The organism is Pectobacterium peruviense (assembly GCF_003312355.2).
GTDB lineage: Bacteria > Pseudomonadota > Gammaproteobacteria > Enterobacterales > Enterobacteriaceae > Pectobacterium > Pectobacterium peruviense.
Genome location: NZ_CP161826.1, coordinates 2,459,695 through 2,484,849 on the forward strand (window position 1 = coordinate 2,459,695; position 25,155 = coordinate 2,484,849).

Annotated in this window: 20 protein-coding genes, 1 tRNA gene, 1 other RNA gene and 1 riboswitch; of the genes, 8 read left to right on the forward strand and 14 right to left on the reverse strand. The window is 49.1% G+C overall.

Annotated elements, in window-relative coordinates:
• Nucleotides 1-39 precede the first annotated feature (39 nt).
• The 6 genes from oppF to oppA (DUT67_RS11155) all read right to left on the reverse strand — a co-directional run bounded on the left by oppF (nucleotide 40) and on the right by oppA (DUT67_RS11155) (nucleotide 7,399).
• On the reverse strand, nucleotides 40-1,074 hold the full coding sequence (oppF, locus tag DUT67_RS11130) for a murein tripeptide/oligopeptide ABC transporter ATP binding protein OppF (RefSeq protein ID WP_113631963.1): 1,035 nt from the start codon (nucleotides 1,072-1,074) through the stop codon (nucleotides 40-42).
• Entirely contained in the window at nucleotides 1,071-2,066 is a 996-nt protein-coding gene (locus DUT67_RS11135; RefSeq protein WP_113627535.1) for an ABC transporter ATP-binding protein, read from the reverse strand. Before DUT67_RS11135 ends, oppF begins: the two co-directional genes overlap by 4 nt.
• Nucleotides 2,067-2,077: 11 nt before the next feature.
• A complete protein-coding gene (oppC, locus tag DUT67_RS11140) occupies nucleotides 2,078-2,986 on the reverse strand; it encodes an oligopeptide ABC transporter permease OppC (protein ID WP_113627536.1) in 909 nt (302 codons plus the stop codon).
• 11 nt (nucleotides 2,987-2,997) lie between these two features.
• A complete protein-coding gene (gene oppB, locus DUT67_RS11145) occupies nucleotides 2,998-3,918 on the reverse strand; it encodes an oligopeptide ABC transporter permease OppB (protein WP_011093880.1) in 921 nt (306 codons plus the stop codon).
• 53 nt (nucleotides 3,919-3,971) lie between these two features.
• Nucleotides 3,972-5,609 carry an oligopeptide ABC transporter substrate-binding protein OppA gene (oppA, locus tag DUT67_RS11150; RefSeq protein WP_113627537.1) on the reverse strand — a complete coding sequence of 546 codons (1,638 nt, stop codon included), beginning with the start codon at nucleotides 5,607-5,609 and terminating at the stop codon, nucleotides 3,972-3,974.
• A 191-nt stretch (nucleotides 5,610-5,800) separates the two neighbouring features.
• Nucleotides 5,801-7,399, reverse strand: coding sequence for an oligopeptide ABC transporter substrate-binding protein OppA (oppA, locus tag DUT67_RS11155; RefSeq protein ID WP_368350131.1), 1,599 nt, complete (start codon nucleotides 7,397-7,399; stop codon nucleotides 5,801-5,803).
• Nucleotides 7,400-8,478: 1,079 nt separating this feature from the next.
• Between oppA (DUT67_RS11155) and adhE the strand changes: the two genes are divergently transcribed.
• Nucleotides 8,479-11,154 carry a bifunctional acetaldehyde-CoA/alcohol dehydrogenase gene (gene adhE, locus DUT67_RS11160; protein ID WP_113627539.1) on the forward strand — a complete coding sequence of 892 codons (2,676 nt, stop codon included), beginning with the start codon at nucleotides 8,479-8,481 and terminating at the stop codon, nucleotides 11,152-11,154.
• Between the two features lie 135 nt (nucleotides 11,155-11,289).
• On the opposite strand, the gene DUT67_RS11165 is transcribed toward adhE, so the two are convergent.
• Nucleotides 11,290-11,886 (reverse strand): thymidine kinase, encoded by a 597-nt coding sequence (locus DUT67_RS11165; RefSeq protein ID WP_048260188.1) that lies wholly within the window; start codon nucleotides 11,884-11,886, stop codon nucleotides 11,290-11,292.
• Between the two features lie 393 nt (nucleotides 11,887-12,279).
• On the opposite strand from DUT67_RS11165, the gene hns reads away from it, so the two are divergent.
• Nucleotides 12,280-12,687 (forward strand): histone-like nucleoid-structuring protein H-NS, encoded by a 408-nt coding sequence (hns, locus tag DUT67_RS11170; protein WP_048260190.1) that lies wholly within the window; start codon nucleotides 12,280-12,282, stop codon nucleotides 12,685-12,687.
• 144 nt (nucleotides 12,688-12,831) lie between these two features.
• Here the strand turns inward: hns and galU are convergent, their stop codons facing one another.
• The 3 genes from galU to rssA all read right to left on the reverse strand — a co-directional run bounded on the left by galU (nucleotide 12,832) and on the right by rssA (nucleotide 16,008).
• Complete coding sequence (gene galU / locus DUT67_RS11175) at nucleotides 12,832-13,743, reverse strand: UTP--glucose-1-phosphate uridylyltransferase GalU (protein ID WP_048260193.1); 912 nt, start codon at nucleotides 13,741-13,743, stop codon at nucleotides 12,832-12,834.
• Nucleotides 13,744-13,948: 205 nt separating this feature from the next.
• A complete protein-coding gene (gene rssB / locus DUT67_RS11180; protein ID WP_113627540.1) occupies nucleotides 13,949-14,965 on the reverse strand; it encodes a two-component system response regulator RssB in 1,017 nt (338 codons plus the stop codon).
• Nucleotides 14,966-15,102: 137 nt separating this feature from the next.
• The gene (gene rssA / locus DUT67_RS11185) at nucleotides 15,103-16,008 is read right to left on the reverse strand and encodes a patatin-like phospholipase RssA (protein ID WP_048260196.1); all 906 of its coding nucleotides are present in this window, start codon (nucleotides 16,006-16,008) and stop codon (nucleotides 15,103-15,105) included.
• A 132-nt stretch (nucleotides 16,009-16,140) separates the two neighbouring features.
• Between rssA and DUT67_RS11190 the strand changes: the two genes are divergently transcribed.
• From DUT67_RS11190 to DUT67_RS11205, 4 genes are all read left to right on the forward strand, one after another.
• Complete coding sequence (locus DUT67_RS11190) at nucleotides 16,141-16,608, forward strand: YchJ family protein (RefSeq protein WP_113627541.1); 468 nt, start codon at nucleotides 16,141-16,143, stop codon at nucleotides 16,606-16,608.
• Nucleotides 16,609-16,691: 83 nt separating this feature from the next.
• The gene (gene purU, locus DUT67_RS11195) at nucleotides 16,692-17,540 is read left to right on the forward strand and encodes a formyltetrahydrofolate deformylase (RefSeq protein ID WP_039291718.1); all 849 of its coding nucleotides are present in this window, start codon (nucleotides 16,692-16,694) and stop codon (nucleotides 17,538-17,540) included.
• Between the two features lie 154 nt (nucleotides 17,541-17,694).
• A tRNA-Tyr gene (locus tag DUT67_RS11200) sits at nucleotides 17,695-17,779 on the forward strand.
• Between the two features lie 42 nt (nucleotides 17,780-17,821).
• Nucleotides 17,822-17,951: non-coding RNA, RtT sRNA (locus tag DUT67_RS11205), on the forward strand.
• A gap of 190 nt (nucleotides 17,952-18,141) precedes the next feature.
• Here DUT67_RS11205 and DUT67_RS11210 read toward each other — a convergent pair.
• Complete coding sequence (locus DUT67_RS11210) at nucleotides 18,142-18,768, reverse strand: trimeric intracellular cation channel family protein (RefSeq protein ID WP_113627542.1); 627 nt, start codon at nucleotides 18,766-18,768, stop codon at nucleotides 18,142-18,144.
• Nucleotides 18,769-18,789: 21 nt separating this feature from the next.
• Nucleotides 18,790-18,885: riboswitch (glycine riboswitch) on the reverse strand.
• A gap of 326 nt (nucleotides 18,886-19,211) precedes the next feature.
• Here DUT67_RS11210 and xthA point away from each other — a divergent pair.
• On the forward strand, nucleotides 19,212-20,018 hold the full coding sequence (gene xthA / locus DUT67_RS11215) for an exodeoxyribonuclease III (RefSeq protein WP_113627543.1): 807 nt from the start codon (nucleotides 19,212-19,214) through the stop codon (nucleotides 20,016-20,018).
• A gap of 104 nt (nucleotides 20,019-20,122) precedes the next feature.
• On the opposite strand, the gene DUT67_RS11220 is transcribed toward xthA, so the two are convergent.
• The 3 genes from DUT67_RS11220 to DUT67_RS11230 form a co-directional block, all read right to left on the reverse strand.
• Nucleotides 20,123-20,410, reverse strand: coding sequence for a YnjH family protein (locus DUT67_RS11220; protein ID WP_113627544.1), 288 nt, complete (start codon nucleotides 20,408-20,410; stop codon nucleotides 20,123-20,125).
• Entirely contained in the window at nucleotides 20,407-22,332 is a 1,926-nt protein-coding gene (locus DUT67_RS11225) for a DNA topoisomerase III (protein WP_048260205.1), read from the reverse strand. Before DUT67_RS11225 ends, DUT67_RS11220 begins: the two co-directional genes overlap by 4 nt.
• 96 nt (nucleotides 22,333-22,428) lie before the next feature.
• Nucleotides 22,429-22,980: an NAD(P)H nitroreductase gene (locus tag DUT67_RS11230; protein WP_113627545.1), complete on the reverse strand. Its 552-nt coding sequence runs from the start codon at nucleotides 22,978-22,980 to the stop codon at nucleotides 22,429-22,431.
• Between the two features lie 268 nt (nucleotides 22,981-23,248).
• On the opposite strand from DUT67_RS11230, the gene sppA reads away from it, so the two are divergent.
• A complete protein-coding gene (sppA, locus tag DUT67_RS11235; protein ID WP_113627546.1) occupies nucleotides 23,249-25,099 on the forward strand; it encodes a signal peptide peptidase SppA in 1,851 nt (616 codons plus the stop codon).
• Nucleotides 25,100-25,155: the final 56 nt, after the last annotated feature.

The window sequence follows — 25,155 nt, forward strand, 5'->3', positions numbered from 1 at the left end:
AGGAGACGCCTTTTTTACATGAATAACCGATAAAACCCGTTACTGTGCTTCCGCTTCCGAGATCGGTAGCAGCGCTTGCGGATCGACTTTCAGACACGAAACCGCATGTGTAAAGCTCCCTTCCAGCAATGGCCGCGTTTTCGAGCATTCAGGGCCGACTACGGGACAACGAGTGCAAAATACGCAACCTGATGGCGGATTGATCGGTGACGGCAAATCCCCCTCCAGTAGTTGTATCTTCTTGTTGCGTTCCTGATCGGGATCGGGAATCGGTACAGCAGACATCAGCGCGCGGGTATACGGATGCTGTGGGTTTTGATAGACCTGATCGTACGTTCCCAGCTCTACCGCATGACCCAGGTACATGACCAACACACGGTCGGAAATGTGCTTCACTACCGATAAGTCATGAGCGATGAAAATCAGCGACAGGCGCATTTCACGCTGTAGCTGACGCAGCAGGTTCACTACCTGTGCCTGAATCGATACGTCTAGTGCAGAAACCGGCTCATCACAGATAATCAACTTAGGCTCCAGAATCAGTGCCCGCGCGATCCCAATACGCTGGCACTGTCCGCCAGAGAATTCATGTGGATAGCGGTTGATCAGGCTCGGCAGCAGTCCAACCTTCAACATCATCGTTTTAACGCGATCTTTCACCGTCTGTCGATCAAGCTCTGGATGATAAACTTTCAACGGCTCGGCAATAATTTCGCCGATATTCATACGCGGATTCAGCGACGCCAGCGGATCCTGAAATATCATCTGAATATCGCTACGCGCTGCGCGCCATTCGGCGGCGCTCATCCCTAGCAGATCTTTCCCCAGCCACGTGACTCGCCCGTCAGTCGCTTTTACCAGCCCGATAATGGCACGCGCCAGCGTAGACTTGCCGCAGCCGGATTCCCCTACCACGCCCAGCGTTTCACCTTCATACAAACGCAGCGTCACACCATCGACCGCTTTCAGTTTTTTCGGCGGCTGCCAGAACCACTGCTTATCATCTCTGACATCAAAGTGAACTTTCAGATCGTCCACTTCTAACAACACCTTTTTCTCGTCCGCGTTGTTCATACCACCTCCTCAATAGCTCTAAAGCAGGCGCGCAAGCGGCCATCACCAAAAGATTCCAGCGCAGGTGCGCTATGGCAGACATCCATTGAATACGGGCAGCGCGGTTGGAACGGACACCCTTTCGGCAAGCGTAATAAGTTAGGCGGATTACCCGGAATGGTCGCCAACACCTCATCTTCCGCATCCAGACGCGGTACGGCATTAAGCAGGCCGACGGAATACGGATGGCTCGGATGATAAAAGACATCGCGTGCAACGCCATATTCCATCGTGCGCCCTGCGTACATCACCAGCACTTTGTCACAAATACCGGCAACCACGCCCAGGTCATGCGTGATCATAATAATAGCGGTATTAAACTCGCGCTTCAGCTCGTTCAGCAGCGTCATAATCTGCGCCTGAACCGTTACATCCAATGCTGTTGTCGGTTCATCGGCAATCAGCAATTTCGGCCGACACAACAGTGCCATCGCAATCATCACGCGCTGACGCATCCCACCGGAAAATTCATGCGGATACATCTTCATACGCTTACGCGCTTCTGGCATTTTGACCGCATCCAGCATTTTGACCGACTCTTCAAACGCTTCGCTTTTACTCAGACGTTTGTGCAGCATCAGCACTTCCATCAGTTGTTCACCGACGCGCATGTAAGGGTTCAGCGAAGTCATCGGATCCTGGAAGATCATACTGATTTCTTCAGCACGCAGCTTATTCAGCTGGCTTTCGGGTAAATTGAGGATCTCTCTGCCACGAAAACGCGCCGATCCGCCAATACGGCCATTGCGGGCCAGCAGCCCCATCAACGCAAATGCTGTTTGTGATTTACCGGAACCAGACTCACCGACAATCCCCAGAGTTTCACCAGCATTGAGCGTGAAGTTCAGGTCATTAACCGCCGTCACGTCTCCATCCTGCGTTTTAAACGTTACCCGTAGATCCTGAACATGTAGCAGCGCGTCTTGCGCGCCCGTTAAATCAATCTTGCTCATGTTAATGCTCCTCAGCGATCTTTCGGGTCGAGGGCATCACGCAGGCCATCGCCGATAAAGTTAAAACAAAACAACGTGACAACAAGAAACGCCGCCGGATAGAACAGTAACCATGGCGACACTTCCATTGAGTTCGCACCATCATTCAGCAAAGCACCCCAGCTGCTTAACGGCTCCTGCGTTCCTAGCCCCAGGAAGCTCAGGAAGGACTCAAACAGAATCATGCTTGGCACCAACAAAGAGGCATAAACCACCACCACACCGAGCACGTTAGGAACAATGTGACGCAGCACGATACCGCGCGTGGAGACACCGGAAACCATCGCCGCTTCAATGAACTCTTTACGTTTCAGGCTGAGTGTCTGGCCGCGCACGATACGCGCCATATCTAGCCAAGACACCATGCCGATGGCCACGAAGATCAACAGCATGTTTTGCCCGAAGAACGTGACCAGCAGAATGACGAAGAACATGAACGGGAACGAGTTGAGGATCTCCAGTAGACGCATCATCACTGAATCCACTTTTCCGCCCAAATAACCGGACATCGCGCCATACAGCGTTCCAACAACCACGGCAACCAGCGCTGCCGCGACACCCACCATCAGCGAGACGCGGCCACCAATGGCAACGCGGACCAACAAATCACGACCGGAGGAGTCTGTACCAAAATAGTGACCAGACGTCATATCCGGCGCGGCTGACATCATTCCCCAGTCCGTATCGGCGTAGTCAAATGCAGACAGCAGAGGTGCAAAAATCACAAACACAGTAATCACAGCCAAAACAAACAGACTGGCCAGCGCAGCGCGGTTATGGATAAAGCGCAGGCGCGCATCCTGCCACAAACTACGGCCTTCAATCTCAGTCTGCTCGGTGAAGTTCTCTAACGCTTCAACGTTTTTTCGATTCCAAAACATAACGCCTCCAATTAATAGCGAATTTTCGGATCGATAACAGCGTAGAGCACGTCAATGATCGCATTAAATAAAATGGTTAAGCCGCCGACCAGAATCGTCAAGCTCAGTACCAGTGAATAGTCGCGGTTCAGCGCACCGTTCACGAACAGTTGCCCAATACCAGGTAAACCAAAAATGGTTTCAATGACCATTGAGCCGGTAATAATCCCTACAAACGCGGGTCCCATATAGGAAAGCACGGGCAGCAACGCAGGCTTTAACGCGTGGCGCAGAACGATGCGACGCATCGGTAGCCCTTTGGCGCGCGCGGTGCGGATAAAGTTAGAGTGCAAAACCTCGATCATAGATCCTCGGGTTATACGCGCGATGCTGGCGATATAAGACAAAGACAGCGCTACCATCGGTAAAATCATGTATTTGGGTGCCCCGCCGTTCCAGCCACCGCCAGGTAGCCAACGCAGCGTAATGGCAAAAATCAGCACCAATAACGGCGCGACGACAAAGCTGGGAATAACCACCCCCGTCATGGCAAAGCCCATCACGGTATAATCCCATTTCGTATTTTGATTCAGCGCGGCGATCACGCCAGCACTCACACCAAAAACGATGGCAAGAATGAATGCCGCGAACCCTAATTTTGCAGAGACAGGAAAAGACGTCGCGACCAAATCGTTCACGGAATAGTCTTTGTATTTAAAAGAAGGACCGAAATCACCCTGTACCAATTGCAGCAAGTAATTACCGTACTGCGTCAGTATTGGGTCGTTCAGATGATATTTAGCTTCAATATTCGCCATCACTTCCGGCGGTAAATTACGTTCACCGGTAAAAGGGCTGCCGGGTGCCAATCGCATCATGAAGAACGAGATGGTGATCAGGATAAGTAGCGTTGGAATCGCCTCTAAACAGCGGCGAAGAATAAATTTTAACATTGCTCGTACCTATAAAAGGCTGGCAGCACAGTTGCGTGCGCCAGCCATTATTATTAGTGCTTGATGATATAAAGATCTTTCACGTAAACATTATCTTGGGGATCTTTGCCCGTTAATCCACCAACATAAGGTTTCACCAGTCGGGTATTCGCATAGTAATAGACCGGTATGGTGACAGCGTCTTTATCCAGCTGTGATTCCGCCTGCTGGTAAACCGCAGCGCGCTCCTCGTCAGTTTTCACCTGCAAGGATTTCGCCACCAGTGCATCAAACTCTTTGCTCTTATAGTGCGAGGTGTTACTGCTGCTGTCGGACAGCATGCTGTTCAGGAAGGTTGACGGTTCGTTATAATCCGCACACCATCCGGCACGTGCAACATCATAGGTCCCCTGATGACGGGTGCTGAGGAAGGTTTTCCATTCCTGATTTTCCAGCTTAACGTCTACACCGATATTCTGTTTCCAGATAGAAGCCGCCGCGATCGCCATTTTCTTATGCAGATCGGAAGTGTTATACAGCAGGCTCAGCGTCAGCGGTTTTTCTGCGGTATAACCCGCTTCGGCCAACAGTTTTTTCGCTTCTTCATTACGTTTGGTCTGTGACCAGGTAAACCACTCAGGTACTGATGCTTTCAGGCCATCGATATAGGGTGGTACAAAGCCATAGGCAGGAATGTCGCCTTGATTCTTCACCTTGTTGGTCAGAATATCCTGGCTCAGGCCCAGACGCAGTGCGTTACGTACGCGCACATCATTAAACGGTGGTTTCTGGTTGTTAACTTCGTAGTAGTAGGTACACAGGTACGGGTTAACCTTCACTTCATCCGGGATTTCTTTCTTCAGTTTTTGGAAGAGTTCGATTGGCAGATTGTTGTACGTCATGTCGATTTCACCGCTGCGGTAGCGGTTAACGTCCGTCACTTCAGACGCAATCGGCAAATACGTCACTTGGTTAATCACTGTATGGGCGTTGTCCCAATATTGCGGGTTACGCTCCAGCACCATTTTTTCATTCACCACCCAACTTTTCAGCTTGTAGGCACCATTACCAACCCAGTTTTGCGGCTGCGTCCATTTTTCGCCGAACTTTTCGACAACGGTTTTATTGATTGGGGACATTGCGACGTAAACAGGCAGCTTATAGAAGTAAGGTACGGCTTCGGACAGCGTGACCTCAAACGTATGGTCGTCGATCGCTTTCACACCCAGCGTATCTGGGGATTTTTTGCCGGCGATGATGTCATCGATATTCAGCAGATGACCATATTGCAGGTAGCTGGCGTAAGGCGATGCCGTTTTTGGATCGGCCAGACGCTGCCAGCTGTAAACGAAATCTTGCGCGGTAACCGGCTCACCGTTAGACCATTTGGCATCTTTGCGCAGGTGGAATGTCCACACTTTAAAATCTTTGTTATCCCAGCTTTCCGCTACACCGGGGCTGGTTTTGCCGTTAACGTCAGAAATGACCAACCCTTCCAGCAAATCGCGCGACACGTTAGATTCCGGCACACCTTCGATTTTATGCGGGTCAAGAGAGGAAACTTCAGCGCCGTTGTTACGAACCAATTCTTGTTTGTCTGCTAACTGAACGCCTGCGGGAACGGTCGCGGCGAAGGCAGAAACAGCCATCGTGCTACTTAATGCCGCGATAATAGCGGCAGCTACTCTTTTTTTAGTTGTGATGTGTGTCATTATTTTCTCCTGTAATGTTGTCGTGTTAGTTATCCCAGCACGATTCCTGAATTAGAGTCCTGTGAGAAAACGATTAATCGATTCGACTCACGACCCATTCCCACAGAGTAGGAATGGGTAACCAGAGATTAAACACCAAATTAATCGCTGCTCGCTCACTTCATTTGCATCAAACCGTAAATAGCTGCGGATTAATGCTTAATGATATAGAGGTCCTTCACCCGTACATTGTCCAACGGATCTTTGCCGGTAATGCCACCGACATACGGTTTTATCAGCCTGGCGTTCGCATAGTAATAGACCGGTACAATGGCCGCATCTTTATCTAACTGCGATTCTGCCTGCTGATAAACTTGTGCACGTTCATCGTCCGTTTTCGCCTGAACAGCCTGCTCCATCAGCTTGTCGAACGCCGGGCTCTTATAATGCGCCGTGTTGTTACTGCTATCTGACAGCATACTATTCAGGAACGATGTCGGTTCGTTATAGTCCGCACACCATCCCGCACGCGCGACATCATAATTGCCTTGATGGCGTGTGCTGAGATAGGTTTTCCACTCCTGATTTTCTAACTTCGCGTCGACGCCCAGATTCTGTTTCCAGATCGATACCGCCGCAATCGCCATTTTTTTATGCAAATCAGACGAGTTATAAAGCAAATTAAACGTCAACGGCTTATCTGCGGTATAACCCGCTTCCGCCAGTAGTTTTTTCGCTTCTTCATTACGTTTCGCCTGTGGCCAGGTAAACCACTCTGGCGTATGCGCTTTCAGGCCATCAGTAAAGGGTGGAATATAGCCATAGGCAGGAATGTCACCCTGATTTTTAACTTTATTGGTCAATATGTCCTGATCAAGCCCCATGCGCAGAGCTGTACGTACCCGTACATCGTTAAATGGCGGCTTCTGGTTATTGATTTCGTAATAATACGTGCAGAGATAGGGATTGATGTTAACTTCTTGTGGGATTTCTTTTTTTAGCTTCTGAAAGAGCTCGATGGGTAATTTATTATTGGTGACATCAATTTCCCCCGCACGGTAACGGTTAACATCCGTAACTTCAGAAGAAATCGGCAAGTAGGTGACCTGATTAATCACGGTCTTCGCGTTATCCCAATATTGGGTGTTACGCTCCAGCACAAGCCGTTCATTCACTACCCAGGATTTAAGACGGTAGGCGCCGTTCCCTACCCAGTTTTCCGGCTGGGTCCATTTATCACCAAACTTCTCCACTGCCGCTTTATTTACCGGGGACATGGATGAGTGATTCAGTAATTTATAAAAATAAGGGATCGGCTCGCTTAAGGTGACTTCCAACGTATGGTCATCGAGCGCTTTTACGCCCAGCGTATCGGGAGATTTCTTGCTGGCAATAATGTCATCGATATTCAACAGATGACCATATTGCAAATAGCTGGCATAAGGGGAAACGGTTTTCGGATCGGCCAGACGCTGCCAGCTATAAACGAAATCCTGTGCAGTAACGGGTTCGCCATTTGACCACTTGGCATCTTTACGTAAATGGAACGTCCAAACTTTAAAATCACTGCTTTCCCAACGCTCAGCCACACCGGGAATCGGGTGTCCATCAGGATCGGAAATCACCAATCCTTCATATAAATCGCGCGCGACGTTGGATTCCGGTACGCCTTCTATTTTATGTGGATCCAGTGATGACACCTCGGCGCCATTGTTTCTCACCAAAACCTGTTCTTTCGCCAGCTCAACACCGGCAGGTACATTAGCAGCTTGAACATTCACGCATGACGCCATCACTGCTGCGGCAATCATACTGGTAACAAAGCATCGTTTTGTTTTGCAAATTTTCACTTTATAAACGCCCCTGTCTGATACAACGCCATACCGGACTCTATGCGTAAAATTGCCGTCACATAGAGCAGAAAAGAACGCCTATTATCCAAATAAATCATAAAATTAATTTATGGGTGAATAACGAATAACAGGTCGACACTCGAAGCTATCAAAAGCGGACACATTCGCCAATATTTTTACATTGATGTTGCTTAATTTTCTTTACTACAGGCGGGTAGATGTTTTATTGCAATAGCGTGATACAAACATTAACCCCATGATAATCAATGTCTTTTATCTTATTTTGCAAGTATTTTTTAAATATTCAGCAATTTATAGATTTTGAACAAAAAAACATCGTAGTGGGTTTCATCATTTTCACAGCACAAAAATGATGACGCATGCTTACCTATCCGCGTCATTATCTGAGCGAAATGTTATTATTTTAACAATTCCATTACTAACCATACACGCCTTATGGTCCCCAACTTCCCAGCTATAGGCGGCACGTAAAATAACTAACCCGATTAAGATATAAGCAATATTTATACGAATACGTTTTATACGACGGGTTGTCTCTATTATACGAACAGGCTGAGCTCGGAATTGACGCCGACAATTATCGGCATCACCGCCGTCGATTCTGCCTTTCCGCTCCGTTGTGAGTAGAAAAACGCCCGTCTTTACTCAATGAATGATATTGATTATCAACTCCATCATGCTGAATGGTGTCAGCTTAAAGAAAATTCGATATTGATCACAAAAAAGGCACCCACAAATAGGTATGCTCATTCCATACCGTAGTGAACGCGTAAATCCTCTTAATTTTGACCTATTTTCAAAACAATATTTCAAAATTTTACGATATCGGCGGTTACAGTATTTTAAAAAGTAGAAATCACGCCATAACGGCGTCTGACAAGCTCTTTGAGTCAATTAACGTGAGGTCGGTAGGAAAGAATAGCTTGGTAACGGAAACATACCCCGCTCGTTTATCTATACTGTTCTATCCGGCGAACAATTGACTGAAAGAGTTTAACATTTATCAGGAGAGCATTATGGCCGTAACCAACGTTGCTGAACTTAACGCACTGGTCGAAAGAGTAAGAAAGGCACAGCAGGAATTTGCCACTTACAGTCAGGAACAAGTGGATAAGATTTTCCGTGCTGCCGCACTCGCGGCATCGGATGCCCGTATCCCGCTAGCAAAAATGGCAGTTGCTGAATCCGGTATGGGGATCGTGGAAGATAAAGTCATCAAAAACCACTTCGCATCCGAATACATTTATAACGCCTATCAGGATGAAAAAACCTGTGGCGTCCTCTCTACTGATGACACTTTCGGTACCATTACGATTGCAGAGCCTATTGGCCTGATTTGCGGTATTGTTCCCACCACCAACCCCACTTCTACCGCGATTTTTAAAGCGCTGATCAGCCTGAAGACCCGTAACGGGATCATCTTCTCTCCTCATCCACGAGCAAAAAACGCGACCAATAAAGCCGCAGACATTGTTCTGCAAGCCGCGATTGCCGCAGGTGCCCCGAAAGATATCATCGGCTGGATCGATCAACCGTCCGTCGATTTATCCAACCAGCTTATGCACCACCCGGATATCAACCTGATTCTGGCTACCGGCGGACCGGGTATGGTGAAAGCGGCATACAGTTCAGGTAAACCCGCGATCGGCGTAGGTGCCGGTAACACCCCCGTTGTTATTGACGAAACGGCGGATATTAAGCGTGCCGTTGCCTCTATCCTGATGTCGAAAACCTTCGATAACGGCGTCATTTGTGCATCAGAGCAGTCAGTCATCGTGGTAGACAGCGCTTATGATTCCGTACGTGAGCGTTTCGCCACCCACGGCGGCTACATGCTGAAAGGCAAAGAACTTCATGCCGTACAGGGCATTCTGCTGAAAAACGGTTCACTGAATGCCGACATTGTGGGCCAACCAGCACCGAAGATCGCCGAAATGGCGGGTATCACCGTCCCTGCAAACACCAAAGTGCTGATCGGTGAAGTGACGGCAGTCGATGAATCCGAACCGTTTGCCCATGAAAAACTGTCTCCAACGCTGGCAATGTACCGAGCGAAAGACTTCAATGACGCCGTCATTAAAGCGGAAAAACTGGTCGCAATGGGTGGGATCGGTCACACATCTTGTTTGTATACCGATCAAGACAATCAGCCAGAGCGCGTGAATCATTTCGGCAATATGATGAAAACCGCGCGTATCCTGATTAACACACCGGCGTCTCAGGGTGGTATCGGCGATCTCTACAACTTCAAACTCGCTCCGTCTCTGACGCTGGGCTGTGGCTCATGGGGCGGAAACTCCATCTCCGAAAACGTCGGTCCGAAGCACTTGATCAACAAGAAAACGGTAGCCAAGCGAGCAGAGAATATGTTGTGGCATAAACTTCCTAAATCCATTTACTTCCGTCGTGGCTCACTGCCTATCGCACTTGAAGAAGTCGCATCCGATGGCGCAAAACGCGCATTTATCGTAACTGACCGCTTCCTGTTCAATAACGGGTATGTCGATCAGGTAACTTCCGTCTTGAAACAGCACGGACTGGAAACCGAAGTTTTCTTTGAAGTTGAAGCTGACCCAACACTGAGCATAGTGCGCAAAGGCGCAGAACAAATGCACTCCTTCAAGCCCGATGTGATTATTGCGCTGGGTGGCGGTTCTCCAATGGATGCCGCGAAGATCATGTGGGTGATGTATGAACACCCTACAACACACTTCGAAGAGCTGGCACTACGCTTTATGGATATCCGTAAACGTATCTATAAATTCCCGAAAATGGGCGTCAAAGCCAAAATGGTGGCGATTACCACCACATCCGGTACCGGTTCCGAAGTCACGCCGTTTGCCGTCGTGACCGACGATGCAACGGGGCAGAAATATCCGTTGGCGGACTATGCGCTGACGCCGGATATGGCGATTGTTGATGCCAATCTGGTAATGAACATGCCGAAATCACTGTGTGCGTTTGGTGGACTCGATGCCGTAACACACTCACTGGAAGCCTATGTTTCCGTGCTGGCAAATGAATATTCAGACGGACAGGCGTTACAAGCGCTGAAGCTGCTGAAGGAAAATCTGCCAGACAGCTACCGTGACGGTGCGAAAAACCCGGTTGCCCGCGAGCGCGTGCATAACGCTGCGACGATTGCAGGTATCGCGTTTGCCAACGCCTTCCTCGGCGTCTGCCACTCAATGGCGCATAAACTGGGCTCGGAGTTCCATATTCCGCATGGCCTGGCTAACGCCCTGCTGATCTCTAACGTGATTCGCTATAACGCGAACGACAACCCGACCAAACAGACGACATTCAGCCAGTATGACCGTCCGCAAGCGCGTCGCCGTTATGCAGAGATAGCTGACCATCTGCGTTTGACTGCGCCTAGCGACCGTACTGCACAGAAAATCGAGAAATTACTGAACTGGTTGGAAGAAATTAAGACCGAGTTGGGGATCCCAACGTCCATTCGTGAAGCGGGCGTACAGGAAGCCGATTTCCTGGCCAAGGTTGATAAGCTGTCAGAAGATGCATTCGACGATCAGTGTACTGGCGCTAACCCACGCTACCCGCTGATTTCCGAGCTGAAACAGATTCTGCTGGATACTTACTATGGACGTAAGTTCTCTGAAGAGGTAAAAGCGGAAGCCGTTGAACCTGTAGCAAAAGCCGCCAAAACTGGCAAGAAAGCCGCACATTAAGGTGTAAGCCGTTACGGCCTCATCGTTTAGTCCACTACAAATGCCCAACGCTTTTAAGGTTGGGCATTTTTATTACACGCGCAGGTCTCAATGCACCGTTTATTAATCATCCCGCAAGCCGGATATTTAACCGCCTTACACGCTTTCCTTACGGGTTAATCCCAACGCAATTTTATAATGCTTACGACACACAGAAACATAACTCTCATTGCCACCAATAACGACCTGCTCTCCTTCGTGGACGGCATTACCCTGCGCATCTAACCGCAATACACAGTTGGCTTTACGGCCGCAATGACAGACCGTTTTTAACTCAATCAGCTTATCAGCCCACGCTAATAAATAGTGACTCCCGGAAAACAAGTCACCACGAAAATCAGTACGCAACCCGTAACACAATACCGGGATATCTAATTGGTCCACGACATCGGAAAGCTCGTTCACCTGCTCGCGGGTTAAAAATTGACATTCGTCAATTAATACACAATCTACGGGCTGAGTGCGGTGCTCTTTCTCCAGCAGTTCAAATAAGGATGTCTGCGGATTAAACAATAATGCTGGGGAAGAAAGACCGATCCGTGAACTTACTATCCCTACTCCATGCCGATTATCTATTTCTGCGGTGAACACCAGCGTGCGCATCCCGCGTTCCTGGTAGTTATATGACGACTGCAATAGCGCCGTCGATTTCCCTGCATTCATTGCAGAATAATAAAAATAAAGTTGGGCCACTCAGCTACTCCAAACACAGGCTATATGATCGTCGTGTCGTAAAAACTTATTGTAACAACTCGTCTTCATGCTGTGCAATGGGCTATTCCCCGACCATATCTTGTCCATACGGCAGCCACTGGCTAACCATTACGATAAAAGATATAAACATTCCTTATAACAACGGCGCGGCATCAATAAGCCATTCACTGTCGTTTGAGAGAGAAAAACGGCATACAAAATGTATTTTTATGATAACAGGAAAGTATTTATATTTATGTAACATACGATGTGAGTTCTGTTTTAAAAATGATGTTTTTTAACAAACTTACAAATTTGACTATTGCAGAAAAGAAAATAGCACTCTATTATCACACTACACGCCACCAATAATATTAATTTGAGATTATCACAATGAGCGAAGCACTAAAGATTCTTAACAACATCCGTACTCTGCGTGCCCAGGCAAGAGAATGTACCCTGGATACTTTGGAAGAAATGCTGGAAAAACTGGAAGTCGTGGTTAATGAACGCCGCGAAGAAGATACCCAGGTTCAGGCTGAAGTTGAAGAACGTGCGCGTAAATTGCAACAATACCGCGATATGCTGATTGCCGATGGTATTGACCCTAACGAATTATTGCAATCTTTAGGTTCAGTGAAAGTTGCAGGTAAAAGCAAACGCGCTGCCCGTCCGGCAAAATATCAATACATTGACGAGAACGGTGAAGCTAAAACCTGGACTGGTCAAGGTCGTACTCCAGCAGTAATCAAGAAAGCAATCGAAGAGCAAGGTAAATCTTTAGACGATTTCCTGCTGTAATTGTTTATAAGTACTGAATACTAAAAACCCCCGATACTTATCGGGGGTTTTTCTTTATAACGCATTGTGCAAAGAGAAAACAGATATGTCGCCGTTTTAGGCTACCCTCTGTTTTTGTAAACAGAGGGTAATTATTACATTCTGTTATTTTTCTTCTGCGTCAATCGTTTCCTGCAACCATTGCGCGAAGTCTTCGCCTAAACCATCATGACGTAAGCCATATTCTACGAATGCCTGCATATAGCCTAATTTGTTACCACAGTCATGGCTCACACCTTTCAGGTGATACGCTTCTACCGTTTCTTTTTCCATCAGCATCGCAATGGCATCAGTTAACTGAATTTCATTACCCGCGCCTGGCGGTGTTTTCTCCAGCAAAGACCAAATATCCGCAGAGAGGACATAACGACCAACAACGGCTAAATTAGATGGCGCTTCGGAAGCTTTCGGTTTTTCAACCACACCAACCATCGGTGCACTATCCCCTGCTTTTAATTCCACGCCTTTGCAATCAACCACGCCGTAGCTACTTACATTCTCAACTGGTTCAACCATAATCTGGCTGTGACCTGTAGTAGAAAAACGCTGTAGCATTTCGCTCAGGTTATCTTTCTTCAGATCGGATTCATATTCATCAATAATCACATCCGGCAGAATAACCGCGACTGGCTCATCCCCAACTAGCGGGTGCGCGCATAATACGGCATGGCCTAACCCTTTCGCCAATCCCTGACGGACTTGCATAATGGTGACGTGTTTAGGGCAGATGGATTGGACTTCTTCCAACAGCTGACGTTTAACACGCTTTTCCAGTATCGCTTCCAGCTCAAAACTGGTATCGAAATGGTTTTCGATGGAATTCTTAGAGGAGTGCGTAACCAGAATAATTTCAGTAATCCCTGCGGCGATACACTCATTAACGACATATTGGATCAGCGGCTTATCTACCAACGGCAGCATTTCTTTAGGAATGGCTTTGGTGGCAGGCAGCATACGCGTACCTAATCCAGCAACCGGTATGACCGCTTTTTTTACTTTTTTATTCACAATAGACATAAACAGCCTCTTATATACCGTTCAAATAATGAACTTTATTTATCTAATCAAGATAACCGGAAGAGTATAACGACTTTAACAAGGGTACGCTTGTCCCAACGTTGGCGTTCAATAAAAATAAGATAACTCCCTACAGAGTAGGAAATAAAAAATAGTACCGAAAGAGAAGTATTACGCAAAACCAGCGCCAGTCTCGTCTATCAGACTATTCTGTCGCCAACATGAGCCGTAAACGACCGCCGCCACCCCATATCTGACACTGCCACGCTTCGCACTGATAATTTAGCTGGTTGAGATAAGCGCCTTCAAGCGTTCCTAAAGGGATACCGCTATTCAATGCTATTTGCTGCTCGTTAACATTCAACGTCGCGTTTAACCCAGCAGAAATCAGTATCAGCTGTTTTAATTGCCGATGGTAATATCCCACAAGCAAAGGAAAACGACCGTCTAGGCTCGCCTGTCGCAGCAGCTGGTTTACCTGCTTTAATAACGTCGGCAGATACGGTAAACGATGTTGCTGATCGGCCAAATGCTCCTGAAGTAACCCATTAAACAACGTCCGAAGCAGCAACGCTGCCAACGTCCCATTATTATTGACGCCCTGAGTGACATCAAGGCAATAGAACGCTAGCTCTGTGTCCGACAGCGCGGCAATATCCAGCACCAGACCCGGTTGTTCCGCTGTCGTCAACTGACGATAATTAACACGGCAGCGAGCAAGCGTTTGCTGAACGGGCGGCTGCAACTGAGCGAGCAGTTTCGTTACCGCTTCAGGAGATTGATTTAAGGAATCCATATCCTGCATCAGTTGATCCATCTCATTCAACTGTGAGGTGAACATGTCAGGATAGAGGCAAGACATAACCGCCTCACGCAAACGCATGTAATCACGAATCGGTTTCAGCAATACATCTTGAACACCAAGGCGCAAGACTTTGGCGATGTCCGCCATCTGGCTGGTCGCAGAAATAACCAGTATTGGCGTATCGTTATCCTTCAAACGCAGACACTCAAGGAATTCAATTCCGCCCATCGTCGGCATCTTCAGATCGCAAATTATTAAATCGGGTTGGTAATGTTCAAGAATACTTAGAGCATCTAATCCATTAACCGCCTCCTGAACTAAAGCGCCAAGAGAAGTCAGATAACCAGCGAGCACAGATCGAAAAACGGCCTCGTCATCAATGACTAAAATATGCTTACCCGCTAGTGGTTGTTCCATCAGTACCCCTTACTTCAAACACCGAATAATCACATCTGCTTTAGCGTCAATGCGCCGGATAGACGGCACACTATATCTTCTTAATACATGTCTTCTTCGCTACGTGTGCGCTCTGAACGACATGCATAGGTTCTTCACTATGCCTCTTTCGCTAGCGGCAGCAATTCATCACGCATTTTTTCCACCGCCTTATAGCCCGCATCAATCGCCTCCTGCGCCCGATGAAAATCTAACGTAGCAATCTGGGGACAATGCGGTTGCAGCAACACGTCGGGCGGATCGCCCGCCATCCTTGTCATCTTCAATCGGTTTTCAAGAATCTGGATCGATGTACTCATTATCTCCATCGCCGTTGGCGAATTTTCTGCTGGATGACGTCGCCCACGCAGTAACCGTTCCCGAATCCTACTACGCCAATCTTGTGGAACATTCTCCGCATCAATGTCCGATGCCGTCGGTTTGATCGACAGCAAATCCTGATGATTAAGGCTCGCGTCGTGCTGGAGATCAACCGCAATTACGATGTCAGCCCCCATTGCCCGTGCCAAAGAAACGGGAACAGGGTTAACCACCGCACCATCCACCAGCCAATAATCGTTAAATCTAACGGGAGATAGCAGACCTGGCATACTGCAAGAGGCCCGCATTGCCTGATGTAAATCACCTTCTGTCAACCAGAGCTCACGCCCTGTACTCAGGTTTGTTGTCACTACGCCATATTTGATATCACAATCTTCGATCTTTGTTGTATGTAACAAATGCTTCACACTGTTAAAAACGCGATCGCCACGTAACAAACTGCCGCGCTGCCAGGAAAGATCCATCAGACGAATCACGTCCCAGTAGCCAAAACTTCTCACCCAGCGATCCATTGAAGATAAATTGTTTGTGGCATACGCCGCGCCAACCAGTGCGCCAATAGAACAACCGGCTACAATATCAACCTCGATCCCCATTTCAGTTAACGCATTAAATACGCCAATATGCGCCCATCCTTTCGCGGCCCCAGATCCCAAGGCTACGCCAATTTTCTTCCGCTGCATGATTGTTCCACCTGTTTTCATTTTAGCGCACATTGCTACACGTAGAGTTTCTTAGGTAACATATCGGCATCCTGCATAGGGATCTGTTTATTATCTATCAGTTTTTATCTTAAATTTTCTTCAGGAGACATCGTGTCTGAATCTTGCCCTTGCTGCAGTGGGTTGCAGTATAACGCATGCTGTCAACCCTACCTCACGCACGCCGCCATAGCCGCCGAGCCTGTCATATTAATGAGGTCGCGCTACACCGCCTACGTCAGGCTCGATGTCGATTACCTTATCGCTACCTGGCATCCCGATCTCCAACCCGAGAAATGGCGCGAGTCTCTCACTGAAAGCTGCCAGAATTCACAGTGGCTCGGCCTCACTATACTGGCAACATCTTCAGGGAAAACCCCCGATGAGGGGGATGTGGAATTTGCCGCGCGTTATATATCGGAAATCGACAGTCAGCGTACAGAAGTGATGCGAGAGCGCTCACGCTTCCTTCGCCAGCATAATCGCTGGTACTATATAGATGGCGTTCATTTGCAGACAGGCAGAAATGAATCTTGCCCGTGTGGTTCCGGCAAAAAATACAAAAAGTGTTGCGGACAATAGAACACAGGCAGTCGCCCACGCGGCCTTACCGCTGCGTTACCATCAGATCGTTATTTTAGCTTTTGGACAGGATCCACACACTCATGCAATCCCAAAATATACAAAGAAAAGTATTACGAACCATTTGCCCCGACGCAAAAGGGCTCATCGCGAAAATTACGAATATTTGTTATAAGCACGAACTGAACATCGTGCAAAACAATGAGTTTGTCGATCATCGCACTGGACGCTTTTTCATGCGGACCGAGTTGGAAGGGATTTTCAACGACACCACACTGTTAGCCGATCTGGATAGCGCACTTCCCGAAGGATCGTCTCGCGAATTAACCGCGGCAGGCCGTCGTCGCATCGTCGTTCTGGTAACGAAAGAAGCTCACTGTCTGGGCGATCTGTTGATGAAAAGCGCGTATGGCGGTCTGGATGTCGAAATCTCTGCCGTCATCGGCAACCACGATACGTTACAGACGCTGGTCGAGCGGTTTGATATCCCTTTCCATTTGGTTAGCCATGAAGGGCTGACTCGCGAAGAGCACGATCAACAGATGATCGCGCAGATCGACCAATACAAACCTGATTACGTTGTGCTGGCGAAATACATGCGAGTACTGACCCCAGCGTTTGTTCAGCACTATCCGAATCAGGTGATCAACATTCACCATTCGTTCTTACCCGCGTTTATCGGTGCTCGCCCATACCATCAGGCATACGAGCGTGGTGTGAAAATCATTGGCGCGACAGCTCACTACGTCAACGATAATCTGGATGAAGGCCCGATCATCATGCAGGACGTCATTCACGTCGACCATACGTACTCAGGTGACGACATGATGCGTGCAGGTCGCGACGTTGAGAAAAATGTCCTGAGCCGTGCACTATACCGCGTGCTGGCGCAGCGTGTTTTTGTCTACGGGAACCGTACCATTATTCTGTAATTGGTTGATCGGACATCTTTTTGTATAAGGATGCGCCGAACGGAATAAAAAAACGGCAGACGCATTTATTTTTGATATATACCGCTTTACAGGGGCGTGACATTTGATATGATGCGCCCCGCTTGAAGCGAAAGCTTCTTGCAGCAAGGCCAGTGGTGGGGTTCCCGAGCGGCCAAAGGGAGCAGACTGTAAATCTGCCGTCACAGACTTCGAAGGTTCGAATCCTTCCCCCACCACCATTTCAAGTAACACCTCTGAATTACATCCCAACACCAAAGCAACAAATTCCCATCAGGGGAAGGTGAGAACCTTCGACTAAGGTTCGACAAAACCGGTACGGTTTTGAGCAACGCTTAGCGTTGACCCACAGGGTGAGGTGCGAAGCGCCGAATTATCCTTCCCCCACCACCATTTCAAAGCAACACCTCTGAATTACATCCCAACACCAAAGCATCAAATTCCCGTCAGGGGAAGGTGAGAACCTTCGACTAAGGTTCGACAAAACCGGTACGGTTTTGAGCAACGCTTAGCGTTATTTCTCCCCCACCGCCACTTGCACCAATCATCAGCACAATATTATGGAATGGGGGAAAAGATATCCTTACACCTTCCCTTTCCAGCGTCCAGGAACATAAGAGAATACGGGAAGCTGCCATGACCAGCGAATCGCCGCCAGACGCACAGCCAGACCGATAGTGAATGACGCCAGCAGGTTAATATCGTGATTGATATTAAGCGATTTTAGACCCAGATATAAAAGTGCGACGAGAAGCGAGACGCTGGCATACAGCTCTTTCTTCAACACCATTGGCGTACGGTTACAGAAAATATCACGCAATATGCCACCGAAAATCCCGGTCACAATCCCCGCCATGACGACTACTGTCATCGAATAATTCAGCTTCAGCGCCACATTGCAACCAATAATGGTAAAAGCAATGAGCCCCATCGCATCCAGCACTAGAAACAAGCGATGCAAATGGTGCATAACGCGCGCAATAATAATCGTGAAAAGACCCGCACCAATGGTGAGGTAAATATAGCCGGGATGCTGCGTCCAGCCGATGGGATAATTACCGAGAAGAATATCGCGAACGGTGCCACCGCCAAGCGCGGTGATAAAGGCAATCATGCCTACGCCAAAAATATCCATATTGCGACGCCCGGCGGCCAGCGCCCCGGACATCCCTTCAGCCGTAATCGCGATCAGATAGATGTAAGTCAGCACACAAGTTATCCTGTGAAATGTGCCACTCCCTCTGTCCGCTTTACCTGAGAGTTTACGCAGCAGAGCTGCTTGCCCCTTCGGTGGGTTGCATCGCAACCTCTCTCCAGTTGGCTTCAATGGAATTCGCAGTTAGGGTAGCCTGAGCGATTATGGGAGTTTGCGCCTTCGGCGGAGCGTTATACTTTATGCCAACATACATGCAGCTTGAAGTATGCTGGAGTACACGCCCTCTCTCCTGCGAGGTGCGGAGTATAACGGTCGATAAGCCTCGTGTTCAACTGAATATAAGTGAATCTTATTTTCAACGATTTTATCTGCCTCACCCGTCAGTAAAGCCATAGCAATAAGCCTATCAACTCAGTCCGAAAGCGCAGCCTCGCCGTGACGCCACGCGCCATTTTCTGCTACCATCTGGTCACATTTTTTAGCGAATGGCAGCGAACATGAAAGTTGTATCTTTTAATATCAATGGCCTGCGGGCGCGCCCTCATCAGTTGGCCGCCATTATCGAGCAACACCAGCCGGATGTGATCGGGTTGCAGGAAACGAAAGTCCATGACGACATGTTTCCGTTAGAGGATGTCAGCAAGTACGGCTACCACGTTTATTATCACGGACAGAAGGGTCATTACGGCGTCGCGATGCTGTGTAAAGATAAGCCCCTTGCAGTTCGTCGCGGTTTTCCAACGGATGAAGAGGATGCGCAGCGTCGGATCATCATGGCGGACTTCGCCACCGAGCACGGCACATTTACAGTAGTAAACGGGTATTTTCCTCAAGGAGAAAGCCGCGACCATCCGATAAAATTCCCCGCTAAGACACGCTTCTATCAGGATCTGCAAACCTATCTGGAACAGCACCATAGTGCGACACAGCCGCTGATTGTGATGGGGGATGTGAATATCAGCCCTACCGATCTGGATATCGGCATCGGTGAAGATAACCGCAAGCGCTGGCTACGCACCGGCAAATGCTCCTTCTTACCGGAAGAACGTGAATGGATGGCGCGTTTACAAGGTTGGGGGCTCATCGACACCTTCCGTGCTGCCAATCCAGAGAACAACGATCGTTTCTCCTGGTTTGACTATCGCTCTTCTGGATTTGATGACAACCGCGGTCTGCGTATCGATCTCATTCTCGCCAGTACCTTCCTGGCTGAACGCTGTATCGCCACCGGTATTGATTACGATATTCGTGGAATGGAGAAACCTTCCGACCATGCGCCAATCTGGGCGGAATTTACGCTTTAAAAAGAGTGAGTGGTAAAAATGACATCACCGCTGGGCATCAAAGCCACAGCGGTGATTAATACCAACAGTCGTGCCGAATGTAATATTTTCTTAATTCACGGTTACTACTTAACCAATTGCCATATCAGGTTATTCGTTCCCAGCGTTTGCTTGTCCCGCACGCATTGCAGAATCACCCCTTCGACCTTTACTACCGCACCTTCAGAATAATTACGGTTTTCATACACACAGCAGCGCAGACAACTATTGCTTTGCTCACGAACCGTCGCTCCGGCTCCCCACACTTCTGGTGGAACAGGAACGACAATATCCGTTCCGCCGCGATTAGCCTGCGCCAGTGTGGGCAGCACCAGCATCACACTGACGAAACACAAAGACACTAACGATTTCATTGATCCTGCTCCTTCGCTTTTTTAGCCTGAGGCTTGCGCCGCTTTGAGGCACCCGACGGCGGCGCAGAAAGCCCTTTGAACGCTCTAACCGCACCGTTTTGTTTCGCTTGCTGAATCAGATCCTGTAAGGAATTCGTCAGCGGTTGCATAAAATCCTGATAGCGACATTTTTTCTCGCTAATCTGCGTCAACGTGGCTTCCCAATGTGCGGTCATATCAGGATGCGCCGCGCTAGCAGGCAGCGAGTGAATTAATGCTCGCCCCGCTTCACTCGCGTGAATATAGCGCGCTTTTTTAAACAGAAATGTCCGCTTAAATAAGAGCTCGATGATACCTGCACGCGTCGCCTCCGTGCCTAAACCATCGGTCGCCCGCAGGATTTTCTTTAATTCTTTATCCTGTACAAAGCGTGCGATCCCCGTCATCGCTGATAACAGCGTCGCATCGGTAAAAGGTCGTGGCGGCTGAGTTTGACGCTCAACAACCTCACCGCGTTCACACAGTAATTCATCACCCTTTGCCACCACGGGCAACGGCATACCTTCGTTTTCTTCGTCACGCTCTTTGCCGCCTAACAGCGTTCGCCACCCGGCTTCGGCCAAGAATCGTGCTTTGGCAATAAATTTACCGCCCGCAATATCCAATTCAATAACACATTTACGAAACACGGCATCCGGGCAGAATTGCATGATGTACTGCCGCGCGACTAAACCATACACCTTGCGTTCATTTTCCGTCAGCGAGGCACTTGCACTGCGAGCAGTGGGAATAATCGCGTGGTGAGCATCAACCTTACCATCGTCCCAGCAGCGGTTGCGCCGGTCGATATCCATAACTGGCTGTGGCAAGAGATCAGGCTGGTGCACGGCGATCGCATTCAAGACGGCATGGCGTCCGGCAAAATGTTCTTCTGGCAGATAGCGACTGTCAGAACGCGGGTATGTGATCAGCTTATGGGTTTCATACAACTTCTGACACACGTCCAGCACCTGCTGCGCGCTCAGCCCGAAACGCTTCGCGGCTTCAATCTGTAGCGTCGAGAGCGAATAAGGCAGCGGCGCCGTTTCCGATTCCCGTTTATCATTATAGCTGGTGACGAACGCAGGCTGACCTTCGATGCGTTTAACGACGTGATCTGCCAGAGAACGGTGCAGTAGACGCCCTTCTTCATCCTGATAAGGCTCGCAGGATTCGCTGGGCTGCCAGATAGCAACAAAGCGTTCATCGGCTGGCGTCACGATGTGAGCTTTAACTTCAAAGTAATCTTTGGAAACGAAGTTTTCTATCTCTTCATCTCGTCGTACCACCAGCCCCAGCACCGGCGTTTGCACACGGCCAACCGACAGCACGCCATCATAGCCAGCGTTGCGCCCTAATATCGTATAGGCTCGGGTCATGTTAATACCGTAGAGCCAGTCGGCACGGGAACGCGCCAATGCCGAAACGCACAAAGGAATGAACTCTCTGTTCTCACGCAAGCGAGAAACGGCACGCTCTACCGCCTGTGGATTGAGATCGTTAATCAGGCAACGACGTACCTGCTGACGCTTCTCTTCCGGTAGGGAAAGATATTCCAGTACTTCATCAACCAGCAGCTGTCCTTCACGATCGGGGTCTCCCGCATGAATCACTTCGCTGGCATCATTCAGGAGTTTCTTTATCGCGTTCAACTGCTTGCTGACCGAGGGTCTCGGTTGTAACAGCCATTTTTGAGGAATGATAGGTAGGTCGGCGAGAGACCAGCGGGCGTAGCGCGCATCATAAACATCCGGCTGCGCCTGCTCCAGCAGGTGCCCTACGCACCACGTCACGACATCATGCTGACCGCAAGCAATAAAGCCATCACCGCGTCGATGCGGTTTGGGTAACACGTCTGCAATCGCCCGCGCAAGACTGGGCTTTTCGGCAATAAAAAGTCGCATTATTCACCATCAAGCAGACTGGGCATTTCCCGCGCAACTCGCGGGAAAGCACGCTGTAAAACGGGTGGGAAATCGATATTATTCAAAAGACGGCGATCAGAAGTAGTGAACAAATGCGTCGGTATCAAGCGGCGTGACCGTGGTCGATGCTTTCAGCTGTGGTGTCCCCAGATAGAGGAAACCGACAATTTCATCCTGTTCGCGGCAGTTGAATGCTTCACGCACCAGAGTATTGTGCGTCCAGGCACCGCTACGCCAGATGCCATTAAAGCCTTGCGCCAATGCCGCCATCTGCATCGCCTGAACCGCACAGCCTGCGGAGACAATTTGCTCCCAGAGCGGGACTTTCGGGCTATCTTCACAATGCGCGACAACGGTGATGATCAGCGGGGCGCGATAAGGAGCCTGACGTGCTTTATCGACACCAGCGTCGTCCAGCCCTTCTTGCTGTGCAGCACGGGTCAGTAATGTACTAAAACGATCCAGACCCTCATTTTCGATCATAAAAAAGCGCCACGGCTGCATCGCCCCATGATCCGGTGCACGCATACCGGCGTGGATAATGTTATTCAATGCGTCACCTGTCGGTGCTGGCGCGGTCAGGCGCGAGGCCGAACGACGATTCAATAGCAATTCAAGAGCATCCATCGCACATCTCCTGTCTGGCAATATAATTTCTGCGGTACACCCCGTTTCTCCGAAAGAAACTGCGGTACGGCAACGTTGCGCGCCACGTTAGCACAAGTAGAAGTTTTGTTACAAGATAACCCCGACAGGGCGCGCTACCACGGTGATTTAATGCTGACTTTTTACTGTCCGCTCATTAGGATACTATCACTCCTTGTGCTTCACCACTTGCCAGAAGGCGAGTTGAAGGACGTAGGGCACACGCTGTTTACCCGTTCATGGAGATATCATGCGCACATTGTGGCGAATTTTTAGCGGATTTTTTAAGTGGACATGGCGTCTGCTTAATTTTATCAGAGAATTTATTCTCAATATTTTCCTTATCGCGCTGATTTTAGTTGGCGTTGGGATCTACTCACAGGTAAAAACGACGCCGGAAGAGGCCACGAAGGGGGCACTGCTGGTCGATCTGACGGGAGTGGTGGTTGATCAGCCGACCGTCAACAATAAGCTGCGTCAATTAGGGCGCGAATTCTTCGGCGCGTCGAATAATCGCCGCCAGGAAAACTCACTGTTTGATATCGTCGACACCATTCGTCAGGCAAAAGGCGACGACAATATTACCGGAATGGTGCTGGATCTCAGCGATTTTACCGGTGCCGATCAGCCGTCTCTGCAATATATTGGCAAGGCGCTGCGTGAATTCCGCGATAGTGGTAAACCCATTTATGCCGTTGGTGACAGCTACAACCAGTCTCAATACTATTTGGCCAGTTTTGCCAATACGGTGTCATTGACGCCACAAGGCAGTGTTGATCTGCACGGTTTCGCGACCAACAACCTCTACTTCAAATCCATGCTCGATAAGCTGAAAGTGACCACCAATATCTTCCGTGTGGGAACCTATAAATCAGCCGTTGAGCCCTATCTGCGTGATGATATGTCGCCTGCTGCGCGTGATGCCGATGGCCGTTGGATCAACGCGCTGTGGCAGCAGTATTTAAATACGGTTTCCGCTAACCGTCAGATTACGCCTCAGCAACTCTTCCCTGGTGCAACCAACATTATTGCGGGCTTGCAGGCTGTTCAGGGTGACACCGCACGCTATGCGTTGGATAACAAGCTGGTCGATGAAGTGGCATCACGTTCCGTGACTGAACAATCGCTGGTGAAAACGTTCGGCTGGAATAGCCAGAAGAACAACTTTAATTTCATCAGCATTTACGACTATGTCGTTAAACCGCCGGTGCAAAATAACAACCAGATTGCGGTTGTCTTTGCCAATGGCGCCATCATTGACGGACCGGAAACGCCAGGAATGGTCGGTGGTGATACCACGGCTGCACAAATTCGTGCCGCACGCCTCGATCCTAAAGTGAAAGCGCTGGTACTGCGCGTCAATAGCCCTGGCGGTAGCGTCACGGCATCGGAACTGATTCGCTCAGAACTGATGGCACTCCGTCTGGCGGGTAAACCGATCGTGGTATCCATGGGCGGTATGGCGGCATCGGGTGGCTACTGGATATCAACGCCGGCGAACACGATCATCTCCAGTGCCAGTACGCTAACAGGCTCTATCGGTATTTTTGGCGTGATTACCACGTTCGAAGATTCGCTGGAAAACCTTGGCGTCCACACGGATGGCGTTGCCACCTCACCGCTGGCCGATCTGTCGATTACTAAATCACTGCCGCCTGAATTCTCGCAGATGATGCAGTTGAGTATCGAACGTGGTTATAAGAACTTCATCGATATCGTGGCGCAGGCACGTAAGAAAACGCCAGAGCAAATCAATGAAATCGCGCAAGGACACGTCTGGGTCGGTAGCGATGCGAAAGAAAATGGTCTGGTCGATCAGATCGGTGATTTTGATGATGCCGTGAAGAAAGCCGCTGAACTGGCAAAACTGGGGCAATATCAATTGAACTGGTATGCCGAACAGCCGGGTCTGCTCGATACCATGTTGAATCAGGTGAACGCCTCTGTTTATGCCCTGCTGCCGGTTGCTGTTCAGTCCATGCTGCCAGCACCAGTCGCACAGTTGGCGGAAGTCGTGCGCTCACAGCCGTCCATCATGAATAACCTGAACGACCCGCAGAACCGATACGCATTTTGTCTCACCTGCGGAGAAGTCCGGTAGCGTTTACATAAGTCTCAAATAGCCCGGTAATAGTCATTGCTTATGATGATATTGTC

Excerpts from the sequence above, each read along its gene's own strand:
- rssA (WP_048260196.1), bottom strand. The coding sequence starts at position 16,008 with ATGCAGCGGAAGAAAATTGGCGTAGCCTTGGGATCTGGGGCCGCGAAA.
- xthA (WP_113627543.1), top strand. The coding sequence starts at position 19,212 with ATGAAAGTTGTATCTTTTAATATCAATGGCCTGCGGGCGCGCCCTCAT.
- oppF (WP_113631963.1), bottom strand. The coding sequence starts at position 1,074 with ATGAACAACGCGGACGAGAAAAAGGTGTTGTTAGAAGTGGACGATCTG.
- oppA (WP_113627537.1), bottom strand. The coding sequence starts at position 5,609 with ATGACACACATCACAACTAAAAAAAGAGTAGCTGCCGCTATTATCGCG.
- rssB (WP_113627540.1), bottom strand. The coding sequence starts at position 14,965 with ATGGAACAACCACTAGCGGGTAAGCATATTTTAGTCATTGATGACGAG.
- oppA (WP_368350131.1), bottom strand. The coding sequence starts at position 7,399 with ATGATTGCCGCAGCAGTGATGGCGTCATGCGTGAATGTTCAAGCTGCT.
- galU (WP_048260193.1), bottom strand. The coding sequence starts at position 13,743 with ATGTCTATTGTGAATAAAAAAGTAAAAAAAGCGGTCATACCGGTTGCT.
- DUT67_RS11220 (WP_113627544.1), bottom strand. The coding sequence starts at position 20,410 with ATGAAATCGTTAGTGTCTTTGTGTTTCGTCAGTGTGATGCTGGTGCTG.
- purU (WP_039291718.1), top strand. The coding sequence starts at position 16,692 with ATGCAATCCCAAAATATACAAAGAAAAGTATTACGAACCATTTGCCCC.
- oppB (WP_011093880.1), bottom strand. The coding sequence starts at position 3,918 with ATGTTAAAATTTATTCTTCGCCGCTGTTTAGAGGCGATTCCAACGCTA.
- oppC (WP_113627536.1), bottom strand. The coding sequence starts at position 2,986 with ATGTTTTGGAATCGAAAAAACGTTGAAGCGTTAGAGAACTTCACCGAG.
- sppA (WP_113627546.1), top strand. The coding sequence starts at position 23,249 with ATGCGCACATTGTGGCGAATTTTTAGCGGATTTTTTAAGTGGACATGG.
- DUT67_RS11230 (WP_113627545.1), bottom strand. The coding sequence starts at position 22,980 with ATGGATGCTCTTGAATTGCTATTGAATCGTCGTTCGGCCTCGCGCCTG.
- adhE (WP_113627539.1), top strand. The coding sequence starts at position 8,479 with ATGGCCGTAACCAACGTTGCTGAACTTAACGCACTGGTCGAAAGAGTA.
- DUT67_RS11225 (WP_048260205.1), bottom strand. The coding sequence starts at position 22,332 with ATGCGACTTTTTATTGCCGAAAAGCCCAGTCTTGCGCGGGCGATTGCA.
- hns (WP_048260190.1), top strand. The coding sequence starts at position 12,280 with ATGAGCGAAGCACTAAAGATTCTTAACAACATCCGTACTCTGCGTGCC.
- DUT67_RS11135 (WP_113627535.1), bottom strand. The coding sequence starts at position 2,066 with ATGAGCAAGATTGATTTAACGGGCGCGCAAGACGCGCTGCTACATGTT.